Below are 18944 nucleotides of genomic sequence, written 5' to 3'. Positions count from 1 at the left end.
CACCAACCATTTTTCCATTGTTTGCGTTCATCATAATATGAGAGAATCTAACCCATTCTTTACATGTGAACTTAATATTTTAAAGGGGGGCAAATTAATTTCCAAGTAAAAAATATTACTATGAAACGAACATTTAAATACTTATCTCTTGCAATTACGATGTGTTTCGTTGGCGAAGCCAGCGCATACAATTATGATTTTGAGAAAAGTGGGAAATCAGGTGGTAAACCGAAGCCCACAGTAACAACAAAGGCTGCCAATTGTGCACCTGCTAATTACAGCAAAGTAATGGATTTTAACGACGTTAGTTGTCGTTTGGAAACTGGAGGTTTGTTGTTCTTAGACCGATCAAATAACCTTGCTACTTATACTGTTCCTAAGAAAAAAGGAAGTGAAACAGCTGTTACAGTAATTTATGCTGGAGCATTGTGGATGGGAGGGAAAAACATTAATGGTCAACTAAAATTGGCGGCAGTTAAATTCCGAAACGAAGGAAATGATTTTTGGCCTGGTCCGTTAACAGTGAATTTTGGGACTGGTAATTTCAATCCGAATGTTCCTCAAGGTGATGCTACAACACGTAATTCTGGTGTTGGTGCGATTACACCAGAAAGCTGTCTCTTGTATGACAACATTTTCACAATTACTAAAGCTGGAGTAATCGGATTTATTGTTTGGAATGAATGTACGACGGGTGATTGTCCAGAACCATCCAATGAAACCTTGGCTCAAATCAATGCATGGCCAGGAAATGGAAATGCAAGTTTAGGTGAAGATCAATTTTTGGCTCCTTTCAAGGATTTAGATGATGACTTTGTTTATGAGCCTTCAGATGGTGAATATCCTTGGTACGATGATATCTTAGGACGTAATGACGTTCAATGTGGAGCGGATAGACGTGTTACCTTGTTTGGTGACGTTACCAATTGGTGGGTATTTAATGACCAAGGAAATAGTCATACGGAATCACAGGGTGAACCAATTGGAATGGAAATTCATGCTCAGGCTTTTGCATTTGCAACAGATGATGAGATCAATAAAATGACTTTCTATAACTACGAGTTGATCAACCGAGGTACACAAACCTTGTATAATACTTACTTCTCCCAATACATTGATGCAGATTTAGGAAATAATGCAGATGATTATGCTGGTTGTGATGTAACACGTGGATTGAGTTACATGTATAATGGTGATTTGCTTGACGAACCAAATGGAGGTCGTCCAGGTTTTGGACAAAATCCTCCGGCAATTGGTGTTGACTTTTTCGAAGGTCCTTATCAAGATGCAGATGGGCGAGATAATGTGGGGCCTGTATTTGACTCTATTTCAAATAAATGGGTTAGTCCAACTGTATCTCAGGCATTATTGGATACGGGTATCGTTTACAGAGGACTTGGACTAGGTTATGGTGATGGAATTGCTGATAATGAGCGCTACGGTATGCGTAACTTTACGATTTATACAGGGAATCTTGCACCAATAGGGCAAGCAGATCCAACATCTTCTGTTCAGTATTACAATTATATGCAAGGATTGTGGCAGTTAGGAGATCCATTGTATTATGGAGGTACAGGTTTCCCAGGCGCTCCATGTGTTTCTTCAACAATCCGAACAAATTATATGTTCCCAGCAGATTCAGATACTTTGCATTGGGCAACAGAGGGTCAAGATCCAGGAGCGAGCTGGTCTGAATTTGAGCCATGTGGATTGAATTCAACATCAAACCCATCTGGTGACCGTCGTTTTGTACAGTCAGCAGGACCATTTACTTTAAAACCAGGAGCGGTAAATAACATTACGGTAGGGATTGTTTATGGAAGAAGCTTTCAGGGACAGATTTTCTCTTCCGTGAATGCTCTAAAAACGGCAGATACAAAAGCACAAGCATTGTTTGATTTGTGTTTCCGTATCTTGGAACCACCAACAGCACCTGTAATGACTTTCCAAGAAATGGGGAATGAGTTGATTATCATGTTAGATAATCCAAATACGTCCAATAATTTCAAGGAGGGATATACCGAGACAGATTTAATTGGAATCGTTGATCCTAATGGACCTGGAGATACCTTGCCAAATGGCAATCCAATTATTTACGACAAAGACTATCGATTTGAAGGTTACCAAATTTATCAATTGAAAGATGCTCAGGTAGGTATTACAGATTTGGATGATGATCAGTTTGCACGTTTAGTAGCACAGTGTGATATTAAAAATGGAGTAAAACGCTTGATTAACTTTGAATTTGATGAGCAACTAGGTTATTCATTCCCAGTAGAGAAAGTAAATGGTACTGATGCAGGGATCAAGCATACCTTTAGAGTTACAGAGGATTTATTTGCTGCAGGAGATCGCCGCTTAGTTAACTTTAAAACGTATTACTATATCGCAGTAGCTTATGGTTACAATAGTTATAAAGCATATGATCCAAGTGATGCCCAATATTTAGATGGGCAGAAAAAACCATACTTACGTTCACGTATTAATGCAGATGGATCTACGTTGCAAGGAATTCCAGCGGTTCCTCATAAGATAGCACCAGAAGCGGGCGGATCTATAGCAAATTCTATCTATGGTCAAACGCCACGTATTACGCGTCTAGACGGAACAGGAAATGGTTCTAGATCCTTGGAATTAACAACAGCATCTGAGGATGCGATTGTAGCTAATGGCTTCAAAGATAAATTGGAGTATGACTACAATGGCGGTCCAATCAATGTGAAAGTTGTTGATCCCTTGAATGTTGTAGGCGGTTACTTTGAGTGTAAATTCCGTAATTATGTTGGTGTTTCAGGAAATGGAATTACCGAGATTAAAGGAATTGACACATCTAGTTGGGTTATTAACAGGTATGATACAGAAGGGGGTAATTTATTGGATTCCGTAACATCTGATGTAACGATTAAACAAGGGAATGAGCAGGTAGTTCCCAAATGGGGAGTTTCGATTGAGATTTTCCAAGATAAGTACTACTACCCTGTAGCACCTAATTCAGCTTTTTATTTGTACACAGATCCCTTGTCTTCGTCGATTTCGTATTCAGATTCCACAAAGCGGTGGTTGGATTTTGTAGAAGATGATGCATCCTTGACACCACGAAACTGGTTACGAACGGGGACTTATGCCCCTGTTCAAGCAACAGATTGTGATACTTGGGGAGGCGCGAGTTATTTGAATCCATGTTGTTTCTCCGATGAGATAGGTCTTGATCCAAAGGAGAAGTACAACAAATTATTGGGTGGGGGAGTAGGTCCACACAAGTTGACAGGTTACCAATGTGATTTCATGCCATTGGCTTATCCGACAAATTATGGAGGAATACCGATTGCTCGTACTAATGCATCGATCAAATCGTTACCTAGCGTAGATATCGTTATGACTCCAGATAAGACAAAATGGACTCGTTGTGTGGTTGTAGAACTAGGTCGCGATGCGAATTTGAATCAAGGAGGAGGTTTACCAGGTCGTCCTCGGGCATCCGCATCAGTAGACAAGAATGGAAATCCTGACGGAACTCCAACTACAGGTATGGGTTGGTTCCCAGGTTATGCAATTGATTTGGAAACAGGCGCACGTTTGCACATGGCTTTTGGAGAGAATTCGTTCTTAGGAGGAGACAATGGAGCAGACATGGTTTGGAATCCATCAAGCAGACAGACAGACGGAAATGGGTTGTATGTAAATGGAGGTAACCAACCGATTTGGGTATTTGGAGTAAACATCAACAATGAGGGTTGTCCTTATTACGATGGCACGAACACGTGGGTTTACGATCAATTCCAAATAGCAACAAATACTTCCTACAAGAAATTGTATACAAGTTTGATGTGGATTGCTAACACGATTACAGCACCAGGTCATAGCGTTTTGGAGTCCACAGCACGATTGAAATTGCGAGTAAACAAGCAATATGCTGATTTTACAGCAACGGGACTTAATGGTGGAAAACCAATGTATTCTTGGTCGATGAATGATTTACAAACCACGACAGGAAGTAGAGATGCTTTGGCAAGCGCATTGGATTTAATCAATGTCGTTCCAAATCCTTACTATGCATTTTCTGAATACGAGCGAAACAGAGTTGATACGCGTGTTAAAATTGTGAACTTACCTGATCAGTGTACGGTAACAATCTACAACGTGAGTGGAAAAATGATTCGTCAGTATAAGAAAGACAATCCAGTAACAACGATTGACTGGGATTTGAAGAATTCTATCGGAGTTCCAATTGCAAGTGGAGTTTACTTGATTCATGTGGATGTTCCAGGAGTTGGAGAACGTATTGTTAAGTTCTTTGGTGGAATGAGACAAGTCGATTTAGAAACTATTTAATCAATTCTGTTAAATAGAATGATCCTATTTGGCTTAAAAAACAAGTTAAAATAAGAGAAATGATATTGTTTCGATAGATAAAAAAACATATATTTGTTGTAACAGGAGAGTCCATTGGGCTCTCTTGTTGTTATTTATAGCTTATAACAGAATAAAAGATTATGTCAGATTTCGCATATTATACAGAAGAAGGCCTTAAGAAGTTGAAGGATGAATTGCATGAAATGAAAACAGTTCAACGTCCGCGTATATCAGAACAAATTGCTGAAGCAAGAGATAAAGGAGATTTATCAGAGAATGCTGAGTATGATGCAGCAAAAGAAGCTCAAGGGTTGTTGGAAATGAAAATTTCAAAGATGGACGCATTGTTATCCAAAGCTAGAATCATTGATAATTCAATCATGGATAATTCAAAAGTGTTGATTTTGTCTTGTGTGAAGATAAAAAATGTCAACAACGGGATGGAAATGGAATACACGATTGTTGCAGAAAGCGAAGCTGATTTGAAATTAAAGAAAATATCAATCGATTCTCCTATCGGAAAAGGTCTCCTTGGTAAGAAAGTAGGTGATGTAGCTGATGTTCAAACACCAAATGGAATCGTGAAGTTTGAAGTAATGGATATCACAAGGTAATGGCAACCATCTTTTCAAAAATCATTTCAGGGGAAATACCTTGCCATAAAATTGCAGAGAATGAGAACTTCTTAGCATTTTTAGATATTATGCCTTTGAGAAAAGGACATGCTTTGGTTATCCCCAAAAAGGAAATAGATTATATTTTCGATATGGAGGATGATGAACTTGCTGATATGATGATTTTTGCAAAATCGATTTCTCATAAAATTAAAAAAGTGTTTCCTTGCCGCAAAATTGGGGTGACAGTTATTGGTTTGGAGGTTCCACATGCACACATTCATTTGATTCCAATAAACGGAATAGCCGATATGAATTTTGCACAAGAAAAAATGACTTTGAGTAACGAAGAGTTGGCTCAAATTGCACAAGATATTCAAAACGCATAATTAATGAAGGGAAATATCTGGTATATTTTCTTATTCCTCCTTATTGGTTTTTCTTGTTCTGAATCGCAGAAAACAATACGTGTTTTATTTGTAGGTAATAGCTATACCTACCGAAACAACATGCCGAAGCTTTTTGAGGAAATTGCAAAGTCAAAAGGGGATGATATTTCAGTGACACACATAACAAGGGGTAAATACACCTTTTATCTTCAAGCAAAACGAAAAAAGCTCGAACGTGCACTTCGAAAAGAGAATTGGGATGTCATTGTGTTGCAAGGTTCCTCTAGAGATATGCTAAGAGATTCTGTTCGATTTAAAGAAAAAACTTTTCCTGCTTTAGATAAACTATTAGGGTTAATTCACACAACTCAAAAACAAGCCAAGGTTTATTTTTATATGACTTGGCCTTATAAAAATGGGGATAGAAAAATAAAGCGCTTTGCTAATCCTGACTCAATGCTAATGGCTGTTTCAGATGGATATTCTAATCTTAGAAACAGGTATAAAACCCCCGTTATTCCAGTGGGAAAAGTTTGGAGGGCATATAGTTTAAAGTACCCAAAATCAAACTTGTATGTGAGAGACAACTCTCATCCGTCTTATTCAGGATCATACTTAGTTGCGTGTACGATGTATTCCGTAATTATTGGAAAAAGTCCTGTTGGAGCTAGTAATGTTTCTATTTATGACAATACTGAATACAGTCAGATTCAGTATTTTATAGGAAAAGAATTTAAGACAAAAGACTTTAATTTTTTTTTGAAAGATTCCATTTAATCAATCAGATATTATTTCGTTGAATTTCCCCTCTTTACCTTATTGGATACAGTGATAATTTTCTTCAACTTAAAGTTGTTGCAATTTTGCCTCATGTGAAGAGTTACGGTGTAAGTTCCTGTCGTTTTGTAATAATGTTTCGGATTCTTTTTAGTCGATGTTATTCCATCTCCAAAATCCCAATAATAGTCGCCTTTATTGTTGCTTACATTTGTAAACTGTGCAGCCAACCAATTTTCCTTAACCTTAAAATCAAGTATTGGGGTTTCTTTAATGTTAAATACCCTTGTTTGATTCAGTTTATAGAGATTCAAATTTTTCAATACAATTGCTGCAGCCGTTTGCTCAATGACCTTCCAGTAGGTACTATCTACTCGTTTTGGTGCTGTTCCACCAACAGGAGACTCTTTGAAAATAGACGTATATGCGGTGCAGGCAGCTGTAAAACTACCTAATGCATTTGGGTGATAACGATCTGTAAAATATAAGTCAATGGTAGGATGCATTTCACGGATATTCTTCCAAACCATTCCAACAGGAATAAGAGGATAATTTAAGGAATCACTCATTAGCATATATCCATTGGAAATACGTTGTTGCATTTTTTCGTAGGTGTCATTTGCAGGCTGTTCTGGATATCCTTTTTCATATCCCCAAGTCATGTAAAAGTAAATTTGAGCACATGGGCTTGTTTTGAGCAGACTATCAATGAGTATTTTGGCATATGGAATAGATTCTGTGCGTATCACAGAGCTGTCCTCAGCAAATTCACGCGAAAAGCCTTGGATTAAGACATAATCCCATTTGCGTCTTTTCATTTTAGCATAAGTACTAGGTCGTTCACTATGTGCTTTTAAAGTACTTCCACTTACCGCAATGGAATCCGCATAAACGTTTTTACCTAACGAATTTGCTAAGTGTTCGAAAATCTTAGGCATATTATTCATATGCGTAAAACTATTTCCAATAAATAAGACATTCGTCGGTTGTTGGGCTACACAACAGCCCGTCAAAAAAGAAAAAAATAGAGCTAATTTATTCATTTAGACGTTTTTTTCGTTTCGGGTAAAAAATCCCAAAGACTTTGTAATAAGTTTCTGTTAATGGTTCAATATACTTCACCATGAATACAAATACAGTAATGAAAAATGCTGAAATTGAGATTGCTACCCATGGATCAAATTGACGATGATACCATGCTGATGGATCAAGGCCTATGCCAATAATTCCACCGTAAAGAATAATCACATGAACAATGTATACGGGGAAAGTCGTTTGACCCATTTTCAGGAATAAAGGAGCATTGATTTTAAAGTTAGCATCGACAAGCATCAACGTTCCTAAAAGTATTGCAACCTGCCCCATTCGGGCAAATCCTGTTGTGTTGTTTTCAAAGCAGCCATGCCCTGTTAATCCAATCCAATCAGTCAATTGATCTAATTCATGAAAGAGTGATTGACCGACAATATTGAAGAACAAACCGATAAGAATAAATGTGATTCCAAACCACCATTTACGAACATTACGTTCAAATTGTCTGATAATTGCTCCAATCATTCCCCCCATCAATACATAACCGGAATAACGCACGAAACTGAAATCAGAAAATTGACCATAAATCATGTTTTGAACGAATTTAGGAGCCCCACTAGGAATAAATGCACTTGGATCTTTCGCAGTTTTGATTCCTTCAGATACTCCATACAATTTGATGTGTTCTTTCAAGTATCCATAAATAACAAAAATGACCAATGCTGCAATCAAATAGTATAGATAAAGAGGTCCTTTTTTGATGAGCTTATAAATTCCAAAAACTAAAAGCAGGAAGAAAATTCCGAATCCGATTGACTGTAGAACATGAAATGCTTGAAACCAATCTAAATGATATACAAAACCGCGTGTTCCACCTTTGAATAAATCTTCGAACCCGTAGTACGTGTCTCGAGCAAAAGTAATCAGGTCAAATTGAATGAAATACCCCCAAAATAAAAGCATTCTCACCCGTCCAAATCCTTTTTTTACACGTTCGTTTTGAAAGAAAGGCTCGTCTGTAGATCGACTTAATAAATAGATAAATACAACACCTGTTACCGCAAAGAATAGAGGAGAGGTAAGTCCGTGAAGATTGTGCCAAAAACTGAAAAGCCAATTGTTGTCATCGCGGTATCTATCTGCCAAAGCAGAACCTGTGAAATGGCCCTCAAGCATCATTAGAATGGCAATAGAGCGTGCCATATCTATAAACTTTAACCGAGGACGAGCCGCTAATGGCAGCGAACCATTTTCTAGTGACATAGTTTGAATTTACGAGCAAAGATACATTTTATCCCGATTTCTATAGGGATTCAAATCAATAAATTCTACTTAGGTGTTTCTCCTAACACCATTAGCTTAATGGGAGTTGGATATCCTTCAAAATAAATGAGAATGTGGAAGGAGAAAATGCCATCAGGGAGCTTTTTGATAGAAGTTGCTTGAATCACCGAATTTCCTTTGGGTGAAATACTTTGGTTGAAGGTGAAATTCAGGTAATCGCCTTCTGTTTTGATGGCACTAATCTTTAAATTTTTCGCATGATTGTTGTACACCGAAAATTGAATTTTTTGCTCCGTTTGTTGAATTTTACCTAGAGTAATGACGTTTGGAAGGCAATCCACAAAGAAGAATATGGAGTCCGTTTCTAGATAGCTCACACTTTGGATTTCAATTTTCCGCTCTCTTGCAGCTGCTCTAGAAAAAACGGAATTTTTCACGTCATTTGGATTGTCACTCGTAATCTGATTGGCTGTGTATTCGCCAAATGGAACTCCTGCAAGTTCCAATTTTCCTCCATTGGACGATGTGCCGTCTAAATAAGGCGCAAAAATACCGTTGTCATAAACGCGTAAATAATTATTCAATGACATGATACGTCTTTGAGTTAGAGCTACGTTGTATTCCGTTTTCGCTAAGGGAGAAGCAAATCCGCGTACGTTCAAACGAATTTGAAATCCTTTTTGTAATTCCTCTAAAAGCAAATTTTGAAATAAGGTCAAATCTTTCACTCCTTGCTCTACATATTGTAGGAAGAAACTTTCAATGTCTTCTTCTGCCTCAACAATTTTTTCGCCACTCAATCCTTTTGCATATTCCTTTCTATATTCGGGGAGCATGGCAATGTAATCGTTATAACTACTGATGTAATTGACCTTTGTTGTTGGTTCTTTGGAACGCGGATCAGGAACGTCATTATGGAAGTAAAGAGTTACGGGTAAGCGTTTATTCAACTCCGCCAAGGTTTCTTTTTTCGTTTCTGGAATGATAATTCGAGGGTGTTTGAATCCGAAAATGTCGCTGCAACACGTTGGATTTTTTACGTATTGAACTCCAATTCGATTACTTGAAACGTACATACTGTCTCTGTCTTCGAAATAGTACAAATCATTTGCAGAACTATTAATCGGAATCCCCAAATTTTGAGGTTCTCCAAATCGGCCATTTTTAAGTTCCAAATAGAATACATCGTATCCACCAAAGCCATCGTACCAGGAAGAGGAGAAGTACAAGCGTTTCTTTTCGGCATTGTAAAAGGGACTAATATCGTTGTCTAATGAGTTCGCGGCATTCAAAGCCCTTACTTTTGAGAATTGATTTCCATTGTTTTTGATGATGGAGTAGTACAAATCCATTCCTCCTTTCCCGTCTTCTCGGTTGGAGGAAAAGATCAACCATTCTTCATTTTCAATCACTGCGATGACTGGAGTTGTATTATTTGTTCCTGGTTCATTGATGATTTCTCCCAAGGGATTTGGATTGGACCATTTGCCGTTTTGGAAAGATGAAACCCAAATTTGACAATTAAATTGACTTTCATTTCCTCCGCAATTGCTGTAATAGAATCGCTTTCCATCTGGAGAAAAACAGCCATTTCCTGTATTTACATCCGCTTTGTTGAGGGTTTCTAATAATCCAGGATTAACTTCTTTCAAACTGTCTTTCCAAGCGGTAAAATAAAGGCGGTTTTTATAATTATCATCCAGCATTTCTTCCCCTACATTTTCCTTTTTACTGCGCATGGAAGAGAGTACAAACTGTCCTTGAGAAACAGTATGTCCAAATTCTGAATTGACGGTATTTAATCCCTTTGGAAGTTCTATTTCCTCCAAGTCTAAAGTGTCTTTTAGTGCTGTTTGTGCCCATAAACACGATTCCAATTCCCGCTTTGATTTCAGGTAATTGTAGGTTCGTTTGTCTTTGGCATATTTCTTTTTAGCTCGTTTAAACAATTCAATAGCTTCTGCGTAATGACCATTTTGCTTCTCCATCAATGCCCATTGCAACAAACTAGATGGGTAAATGGCAGTTTCTTCCTTTTCGTATACTTTTTTGTAATAATAACTTGCCTTGCGGTAATCCTTGTATGCTCGCAGGGATTCTGCATATTTCCAAAGAATACTCACACTGTTGGAATCGAGTTCCAGCGCTTTTTCATAGTATTGAAGCGCATAGATATAATCTCCTTTAGCATATTGCTCATCCGCAAAATCCAAATACTTGCCCAATAAATTTTGACCAAAGCTAGAAAATGAAATGAGTGCAAAAAAGACTAAATATAATCTGGGCATACGCGGTGAATGACTTTTTTGGGTTTGAAACGAGTAATGATATATTCTGCTGAAATCTCTAATCCGCCACGAGCGGTACTTGCTGGAATTAACTTGGAAATATTGGTATCGTAACTAATTGCAACCGACCAGTTTTGAATGGCTAGACCAACACGAACAACCACGGCGTCTCGGGAGCGAAACCACAATCCACCATCAACTGCTCGGTAAGTTCCTAATTTGTTTATTAAGGTGTAGCGAATTTGTGATCCTAGAATGAGCTCTCGGTATTTTCCTTGAATATTAAATCCAATTCCTGGTACAATTGCAAGTTCTCTTGTAAGTGCATGATCTACTTGAGAAAAAACACTAACTCGAATATCACGAAGTACTTTTGAACCGTAAAAACCTTGATTTGGACGGTTTAGATTATGCCCACTCAGTCCAGTTTTAATGGAATTATGTTTCCCGTAATAGAAAGAATGGACAACTCCTGCGGCACTTGTTACATTTGCTCTACTATCGTTTTGATAGGCTTCATTGGTTGGTAAGCTTGCATCGAAAATGAGTCCGTTAAATTGATTATCGAAATAGAACTTATCCATATTGACCTTTCGATAATTTAATCCAACTTGAATTCCAACACTCAGCGTTTGCGATGAATCACTGGTTAATTTCAAGTTTTTAGCAATACTTCCAAGGAATTCCATTGTTTGGTAAAATCCATCACCAACATTGTCGTGAAAGAAGAGTGCTCCAAAATTAATTCCTTTCTTTTTCCATTTCATATCACCAGCAAAAGCAAAGGTTTGGAAAGGGACAGTTACGCTTCTCCATTGATCTTTGTAATTACCAGTGAGCCGGATGTCTCCAGCGAATAAACCAGTGTTAGCCGGATTTTGATAAATTGGTTGACGGTTCAAATGAGAAAAATGAATGTCTTGAGCAAATAAGCTAAAACTACATGCCAATCCGAAAAATCCTGTAAGTAGGTATGAGTATCCTTTTCTCATTAAATCAAATATACAATAAAATCAATGAAGGGTCAACTTCAATCAACTAATGAATAGAAGATGAATTAAATTGGGTAATTTCGTTAGAATGAAAGGGAAGTATTTTTTTATCATAAGTTTTGTACTGTTGCTTTGTTCATTTAAAGGCGATGGATTAATTGAAACAGTCTATCCTGATTTATTAGGAGACTACGAATTTTACAAATCGGTTGCAGACCGCTCTGTTTCTTTTGCGAAAGACGACACGAATCAATTTACAATTGTGATTAACAAAAAAGACCAAATTATCTTCAGTAAAAATGGTAAGAAGGAGCGCAAGATGAAATTTTCAAGAACTAAAATGCCTTTTTTGGATGATCCCAATCACATTCTTTTTGGAATAAATAATAGTTACGAGCCGTTGTTTTATAAAGCAGACACCATTGTTGTTCAAAGTTATCCGATTGAATATCAGGATAACTACTTCATTAAGAAAAAAAGTTAAGGTCTTTGAAGTGTAATGGTGTTTTTAGATTCAGAGAAGAAATAGGTTCCGTTTTTATACTTCACTTTTCGCTTGATTGTTCCTTTGTCTGAAACGAATAAAACGGTATTGTTTGCCCCCACAAATTCCTTTGGAACGGTGAATAAATTTTCATCGAGATTAATGATGAAATACTTGGGTAAATTTTTCGGAGTAACCTTTTCACGGAGTGTAATTGCATAGGTAATTTGATGGTCTTCTTTTTTTAAAATGTGTTCCCCAAGAACAGGAGTTCTAACAGCAAAGTTTGTTTCGATTTTTTGTTGAATGGACTTTGTTAGTATAAAAGAAGCTTTTGTAGTAACTGTTGCTTTTTTAGGATGATAAGAAATTAAGGGGGTATTCTTCTTTACGTTATCATCAGTGTGGGCATATACTTTTGTAATGAAACCATCTTCTTTGCTTACTTGAAAGTAGTTTTTGATTGAAAGTTCTTTCTTTATAATTGTTTGATAAATTTCTTGGATTTGCGTCTTTTCAATAAATTCAGCCTCCTCTTTATATTCAATTTTAGGGAAATTAGGCATTAATTTGTCGGGGCTAAGTTTGTTTGCAAAATCACGCCATTTTTTCTCAATAGCCTGCAAAGATTTCGGAGCGTTATTGAAAGCATTTGTTATTTCATCTTTTAAAGTTTCCTTTTCACCACTGATTTCAACAAAAGCATCGTAATCATCAAATTGAACGATGAGACTGTTTTTTTTGAGTTCAGGATTTTCCAACAGACGTTCCAATTTACCAGTTCTTTGTGCTAAAATGATTCGCTCTGGAATGTCGAAATCTAAGAATACAGTATCTCTTTGCTGATTTCCAGAAAGTGTTAGTCTATTGGGAGTTTTCTCATTAGAACCATTTTCGTCTTCTGTAGAACACGCTGAAAGATTCAATAGAATAGGTAAAAAGACAATAAATTGACAAAATTTCATACCGTGCTTTTCATAAAGATACAACCTAAATTTAGAATAGTTCATGAATTGTGAATAGTTGAAGAATGAATGTTAATAACTTAGTTAACATTTAAGTAACATGTTGTGAAAAAAGGAGCTTCTTCCCACCTAAATTTGTAAGAACGATATAATGCAGGCCTATGCTAGGGACACTATTAAAAAAGAGATTGTCAGACACACAATTAGCGAATGTTTTCTTAAATGGAATCTTCGAAATAGTCGACAATGGATTTGTTGAGGTTGCAGATCTAATTAATGAGGATTTAGCGTTTGTTTCTTCGCCTTCGATTCCGGTTGAACGCAATGGACAATTCACAATGATAGTTGTCGTTGCGAATATTTCATCTTTAGAAACAACTTTTGAAACCGTTCAAGCAACTCGGATTGAGAAAATCATTTTTGAACAAATGGGTTCTTTGATGGGGGTATCTGCTGTTGATGCAGAATCGAAAGTTAGAGAATATCAGAAATTTATGCAGCGAATCAACCATCCTTCAAAAAATATGGTTTATGCGATGTCTAAAGCAGTATTCCAAAAATATGATTTGAATGATTTTCAAGATGAATACTTCAAACGCTTACAATCACCCAATCCGCTATTCCTCAAACGAATGGATCAAATCATGATTAACTTCCTGTGGGATTGGGATTCCTTCTTTAAGAAATACAAAATTGATGAATAAATGAAATCCCGGAAATCCGGGATTTTTTGTTTATGGGGCTTTCCTCTGAGGTGAACTCAACCGATTTTTGATTGTGAATCAAGGAATAAAACTTGAAACCTCTTACAAACGGTTTAAGAGGTTTGAGTGTAGTTGATACTTTTTTGCTAAAATAATATAGCTTTACAAAATGAATATATTTTACTTAAATAATTATATTTCAATTGTTTAAGTTTTTTTATTTTTTTTATTTTTCAGTTTTTATTTTCATTAGCTTCTAATTTTATCGATTTTAAAGGAAAAATATATACTAAGCAATTAACTATATCTTTTTTTGAGATGCATTCATTTTTTTGTCTCTTAGCTGTGCTATCCAAGTTATTAACGAAAATTCAAAAGAGAAATGAAACATCTACTACTTTTTGGAGCTATCTCATTCTGTATGAGTTCTGTTTTTGGACAAGGGCTCCCATCTTATGAAGGTGGGTTAAAAGTGAAATTAAGCGAAGACGGATCAAAATATATCCGATTCATAACTTGGCATCAGGTTTATTTAAAATACAATCAGAATAACGATGGAAGTACTCTTGCGGGGAAACCAATCAATGAATCGTATGATATTGCTTTAAGACGGTCTAGATTCTTAACGTATTCTCAATTAGGTGATCGGTTTTTGATTTTAACCCATTTTGGAATTAATAATCAAAATACGTTTAGTGGAGGTGTTTCGTCTGTAAATGGAAAGAAGCCCCAAATGTTCTTGCATGATGCATACGTTGAATACACTGTTTTTAAACGTTTTTTAAACATTGGTGGAGGATTGCATTACTGGAATGGAGTTTCCAGGATGGCAAATACCAGCACCTTAAATTTCTTAGGACAAGATGCTCCGATTTTCAATTGGTACAATATTGATAAAAGCGATCAGTTTGGACGCTATTTGGGTGTGTTTGCAAAAGGGAAAATAGGTAAGTTGGATTATCGTGTATCCGCAAATGATCCTTTTCAAGCGAATGAAGCGAAAGCGATAGCCACAAACGTTTCTGATTACAATCCTTATAATCGTTCTTGGAGTACGGCTGGATATTTTAACTACGCATTTTTGGAAGAGGAAAGTAACTTGCTTCCTTTTATGGTTGGAACATATTTGGGTACAAAGAAGGTGTTCAATATCGGAGTAGGATTTGATCATTGGAAAGATGGTATGTGGCACCGAAATGACGCAGGAGATACCGTGACTCAAGATCAACTTCAACTTGGAGCGGATGTGTTTTTGGATATGCCTTTGTCTAAAAGGAAGGATGCAATTACTTTTTATGGAAGTTACTACAATTACAATTTTGGAAAAGACTATGTAAGACACATTGGAATATTAAATACCGCAGATGGAGGTGGTGCTTTGCGGGGAAATGCTTTACCAACTCTTGGAACAGGACAGATATTTTTCGGACAGGTTGGTTATTTGTTACCCGAATTTAAAATGAAAACTCGTTTTCAAGTGTGTGGATCGTTTTCACATGCTCGATTTGTTGGGCTGCGCAATGCAGCAGATAATTTAGTGCCTGTAAATACGCTAGACGCAGGATTGAATATTTATTTAGCAGGACATCATTCGAAGGTGACACTGAACTATCGGGCACGTCCTGATTTTACAAACATAGAAAGTGTGAATTATAAAAATGAGGTAACTATTCAATTGATGGTTTACCTATAAATTGATGTATCTTTCAGATAAACGAAAAAGATGGATAAACGTAAAATTCAAACGAGCTACTTTTTGCTTGGGTTACTTGGTTTCGTTTTGTTTAATTATCCAATCATTCATTTGATGGAAGGAAAAGTTTGGTTGGGAATTCCGGCTTTGCTGATTTATTTCTCTGGGGTAGTGTTATGCATCAGTGTGGTCGGTTTTCTCATTGCCAAACGAATTAAAGAATGAAAAACAAGTTCAAAGTTGAAAGAGTTTAAACGTTCAAAGAGGATTAATTTGAACCCTTTTAATTGATTGAACTATTTTTCATGTAAAATGAAAAATTAAATGAGTGGCTTAATTGTTTTAGTCATAGTGGCGTATCTAGCAATGCTGTTTTTCGTGGCATATAGGATAGATGCGTCTACTAGATTGAGATTGAGAGTTGCGAATTCCCCCACTATTTACGCGCTTTCCTTGGCTGTTTATTGCACCGCATGGACATTCTTTGGAAGTGTAGGAGGAGCTTCAGCGTATAATATTCAATTCCTCACTATTTATATTGGCCCAGTTATCTTGATGCCGTTTTTGTGGTTCATTTACCGCAAGTTTATTCGTATCTCGAGAGCTCAGGGAATTTCATCGCTTTCTGATTTTATTGCCAATCGCTACGATAAAAGTATTGGCTTGAACCGTTTAGTAGCTATTCTTTTAATGTTGGGAATTATTCCCTACATCGCACTTCAAATTACGGGAATTGATAAGGCTATCGAAACAATCGTGACTAACAATGGAACGGAGCAGAATGATTGGCTGAGTTACGTTGATACCAGCTTTTTAGTGACACTCGGATTGGGGTATTTCATCATAATCTTCACTACGAAACGCTTTCAAGAAAAAGAACAAAATACAGGATTAGTTGGTGCAATTGCGCTTGAATCCATTGTGAAATTGATTGTTTTTTTATTCTTCGGAGTTTACATTGTTTTGTATGCAAGTGATAAGCCACAATTGTTTGCAGATTTTGATGCAAGTAAGTTAAAGTTGAATCCGAATAATGATTATGGACAGTGGTTTGGAATGATATTTTTATCCGCTTTGGCCTTTTTGTTTTTACCACGTCAGTTTGAATTGGGTGTGGTTACGGCAGCAAATGAACGAAAAGTAAAAAGAGCTATTTGGATGTTTCCAATTTATTTGTTGTTGATCAATTTATTTGTAATTCCAATTGCTATTGTTGGGAATAATATGTTTGCTGGACATAAAATGAATCCCGATATGTACATGCTTTCTATTCCGATTCATTTGAATAATGGATGGATGGCTTTGTTGGTTTTGTTGGGTGGATTCTCTGCTGCAAGTGGAATGATTATCGTTGCAACACATGCTTTGAGTAAAATGGTTTCGAATGCTATTCTGATGCCAAGTTTTATCAATAATCGCTTCGTTTTGAATCGTTTTAAGGATCGAAATCACAAAATCCCCGTGTTTTTTAGACGCTTGAGCATTTTTGTGGTATTGCTATTGGCGTATTTGTATCACAAGTTAGTTGTTGCAGACTTCACGTTAATTTCCATTGGATTAGTTTCATTTGTAGCTGTTGCACAATTTTCTCCAGCTATTCTTGGAGGAATTTTTTGGAAATTGGGGAATAAATATGGTGCAATTATTGGAATTTCCCTGGGTTTTTCTGTTTGGTTGATTTTTTTGATTGGACCTACCATTCTAAATTTAAACGTACATGGGGTGTTTGGAACTGGACATCATTCTATTCGCCCAGAAGGTGATTTGATCACTACCGTTTTATTTTGGAGTTTGTTGTTGAATACGTTGGGCTACATTGCAGGATCTATTTTGACGAAGCAAACTGCTTTGGAGCAAAATCAAGCAACACTTTATGTAGATATCATGAATTATTCCACAGAGGTGGATTCAGGAGTGGTTTGGAAAGGAACGGCCTTTTTTCCAGATATTAAATCGCTTTTGTCACGATTTTTAGGCGAACGAAGAGTAACTGCTGAATTGAATCATTTTGCGCAAAAGCAAGGAATTAATTTGGAAGATCAGGATGAATTGGATTCGAGATTGATTGGGTATTCGGAGAAAATGTTAAGTCCGATTGTGGGCGCTTCTTCTGCTAAAATTTTGATTTCATCGGTGGTGAAGGAGGAAAAGTTATCAATGGAAGATGTGGTGAATATTTTGGAAGAATCTCAAAAAATCATTGCGGTAAACAAAGAATTACAGCAACGCACAGATGAGTTAAAACGCGTTTCTGAAGCTTTGAAATTGGCCAATTTCAGAATGAAAGAAAATGATTTGTTGAAAGATGAATTTTTGTATACAGTAACTCATGAAATGCGCACTCCTTTGACCTCCATAAAAGCACTGAGCGAATTGCTTTCAGATGAAGAAGATGCTATGCCTGAGGAAATAAAAAAGGAGTTTTTGAATACGATCTTGAAAGAATCCAATCGCATGACCCGTTTGATTTCTCAGGTGTTGGATTTGGAGAATTTTGAATCTGGAAAGCATCAATTAATCATTGATAAGGTCGATATTTCGGAATTGATGCAGCATTGTTTGCAATCATTAGATGGTGTTTTCAAGCAAAATAATATTCAAGTCTGTATTGATATTGAGGAAAACCTTCCAGATTTGGAAGCAGATCATGATCGAATTACACAGGTCGTATTGAATTTGTTAGCCAATGCTGCGAAGTATTGCGATAAAGAAAGCGGGAAAGTGTGGGTGGATATTTCTCGAATAGGTTCTTTGCTTCAAGTGAAAATTGCCGACAACGGGCCAGGTGTTATTCCGGAATTGCGTGAAATTATTTTTGAGAAATTCTTTCAAGCAAAAAATCAAACCATGCGAAAACCAAAAGGAAGTGGTTTGGGATTGGCAATTTCAAAAAAAATCATTCAACTTCATGAAGGAAAAATTGGTGTGAATACAAATGACCCTGAAGGATCGGTATTTACCTTTAGTATTCCATTTACCCAGAATAGAGATTAAAGAGTATGACAGGAAAAAAGATATTGATAGTAGACGATGAGCCCAACATTGTATTGTCGTTAGACTACTTAGTGAGGCGGAAAGGGTTTGTACCTCTAATTGCGAGAAATGGTATGGAAGCTTTGAGTGTGGCAAATGAACATACACCAGATTTGATAATCTTGGATATCATGATGCCTGATATTGATGGATATGATGTGTGTCAGACAATCAAATCGAATCCGAAATTTAGTCATACAAAGATTATTTTTCTTTCCGCAAAGTCACGCCCTGAAGATATTTCGAAAGGATTAAGTATGGGGGCAGATAAATATGTGACCAAACCATTTAGTACCAAGCAACTATTGGTAGAAATCATTGAATTGCTATAAACTA

At 36.6% G+C, this 18944-nt stretch carries 15 protein-coding genes; 10 read left to right on the top strand and 5 right to left on the bottom strand.

Translation table 11 applies throughout. The features are described 5' to 3' along the window. Nucleotides 1-120 precede the first annotated feature (120 nt). From FLUTA_RS03535 to FLUTA_RS03520, 4 genes are all read left to right on the top strand, one after another. The gene (locus tag FLUTA_RS03535) at nt 121-4332 is read left to right on the top strand and encodes a T9SS type A sorting domain-containing protein (RefSeq protein ID WP_013685477.1); all 4212 of its coding nucleotides are present in this window, start codon (nt 121-123) and stop codon (nt 4330-4332) included. A 161-nt stretch (nt 4333-4493) separates the two neighbouring features. Continuing rightward, on the top strand, nt 4494-4967 hold the full coding sequence (greA, locus tag FLUTA_RS03530) for a transcription elongation factor GreA (protein ID WP_013685476.1): 474 nt from the start codon (nt 4494-4496) through the stop codon (nt 4965-4967). Further along, nucleotides 4967-5356: an HIT family protein gene (locus FLUTA_RS03525; protein WP_013685475.1), complete on the top strand. Its 390-nt coding sequence runs from the start codon at nt 4967-4969 to the stop codon at nt 5354-5356. Before greA ends, FLUTA_RS03525 begins: the two co-directional genes overlap by 1 nt. A gap of 3 nt (nt 5357-5359) precedes the next feature. Beyond that, nucleotides 5360-6133, top strand: a complete 774-nt coding sequence (locus FLUTA_RS03520) for an SGNH/GDSL hydrolase family protein (protein WP_013685474.1) — start codon at nt 5360-5362, stop codon at nt 6131-6133. 11 nt (nt 6134-6144) lie between these two features. On the opposite strand, the gene FLUTA_RS21685 is transcribed toward FLUTA_RS03520, so the two are convergent. The 4 genes from FLUTA_RS21685 to FLUTA_RS03500 form a co-directional block, all read right to left on the bottom strand. After that, nucleotides 6145-7176 (bottom strand): PKD domain-containing protein, encoded by a 1032-nt coding sequence (locus FLUTA_RS21685; RefSeq protein ID WP_013685473.1) that lies wholly within the window; start codon nt 7174-7176, stop codon nt 6145-6147. Then, on the bottom strand, nt 7169-8428 hold the full coding sequence (locus FLUTA_RS03510; RefSeq protein WP_013685472.1) for an acyltransferase family protein: 1260 nt from the start codon (nt 8426-8428) through the stop codon (nt 7169-7171). Before FLUTA_RS03510 ends, FLUTA_RS21685 begins: the two co-directional genes overlap by 8 nt. A 65-nt stretch (nt 8429-8493) precedes the next feature. Next, nucleotides 8494-10737, bottom strand: coding sequence for a tetratricopeptide repeat protein (locus tag FLUTA_RS03505; protein WP_013685471.1), 2244 nt, complete (start codon nt 10735-10737; stop codon nt 8494-8496). Then, on the bottom strand, nt 10719-11729 hold the full coding sequence (locus FLUTA_RS03500; protein WP_013685470.1) for a PorP/SprF family type IX secretion system membrane protein: 1011 nt from the start codon (nt 11727-11729) through the stop codon (nt 10719-10721). Before FLUTA_RS03500 ends, FLUTA_RS03505 begins: the two co-directional genes overlap by 19 nt. Nucleotides 11730-11817: 88 nt before the next feature. On the opposite strand from FLUTA_RS03500, the gene FLUTA_RS03495 reads away from it, so the two are divergent. Continuing rightward, the gene (locus FLUTA_RS03495; protein ID WP_013685469.1) at nt 11818-12213 is read left to right on the top strand and encodes a hypothetical protein; all 396 of its coding nucleotides are present in this window, start codon (nt 11818-11820) and stop codon (nt 12211-12213) included. Here the strand turns inward: FLUTA_RS03495 and FLUTA_RS03490 are convergent. Beyond that, nucleotides 12210-13178: a hypothetical protein gene (locus FLUTA_RS03490; RefSeq protein ID WP_013685468.1), complete on the bottom strand. Its 969-nt coding sequence runs from the start codon at nt 13176-13178 to the stop codon at nt 12210-12212. The two genes, FLUTA_RS03495 and FLUTA_RS03490, sit on opposite strands and share 4 nt — an antisense overlap. Before the next feature lie 161 nt (nt 13179-13339). Between FLUTA_RS03490 and FLUTA_RS03485 the strand changes: the two genes are divergently transcribed. The 5 genes from FLUTA_RS03485 to FLUTA_RS03465 all read left to right on the top strand — a co-directional run bounded on the left by FLUTA_RS03485 (nt 13340) and on the right by FLUTA_RS03465 (nt 18940). Then, nucleotides 13340-13882, top strand: coding sequence for a hypothetical protein (locus FLUTA_RS03485; RefSeq protein ID WP_013685467.1), 543 nt, complete (start codon nt 13340-13342; stop codon nt 13880-13882). 382 nt (nt 13883-14264) lie between these two features. After that, nucleotides 14265-15575: a hypothetical protein gene (locus FLUTA_RS03480; RefSeq protein WP_013685466.1), complete on the top strand. Its 1311-nt coding sequence runs from the start codon at nt 14265-14267 to the stop codon at nt 15573-15575. Nucleotides 15576-15605: 30 nt separating this feature from the next. Continuing rightward, nucleotides 15606-15800, top strand: a complete 195-nt coding sequence (locus FLUTA_RS03475) for a hypothetical protein (RefSeq protein WP_013685465.1) — start codon at nt 15606-15608, stop codon at nt 15798-15800. Between the two features lie 99 nt (nt 15801-15899). After that, nucleotides 15900-18569, top strand: coding sequence for an ATP-binding protein (locus FLUTA_RS03470; RefSeq protein WP_013685464.1), 2670 nt, complete (start codon nt 15900-15902; stop codon nt 18567-18569). A gap of 5 nt (nt 18570-18574) precedes the next feature. After that, nucleotides 18575-18940, top strand: coding sequence for a response regulator transcription factor (locus FLUTA_RS03465; RefSeq protein ID WP_013685463.1), 366 nt, complete (start codon nt 18575-18577; stop codon nt 18938-18940). Nucleotides 18941-18944 lie beyond the last annotated feature (4 nt).

Origin of the sequence: Fluviicola taffensis DSM 16823, from assembly GCF_000194605.1 — a bacterium.
GTDB lineage: Bacteria > Bacteroidota > Bacteroidia > Flavobacteriales_D > Crocinitomicaceae > Fluviicola > Fluviicola taffensis.
Note: the sequence above shows the minus strand (reverse complement) of the source record. Positions and strands in the feature narration are given on the sequence as shown.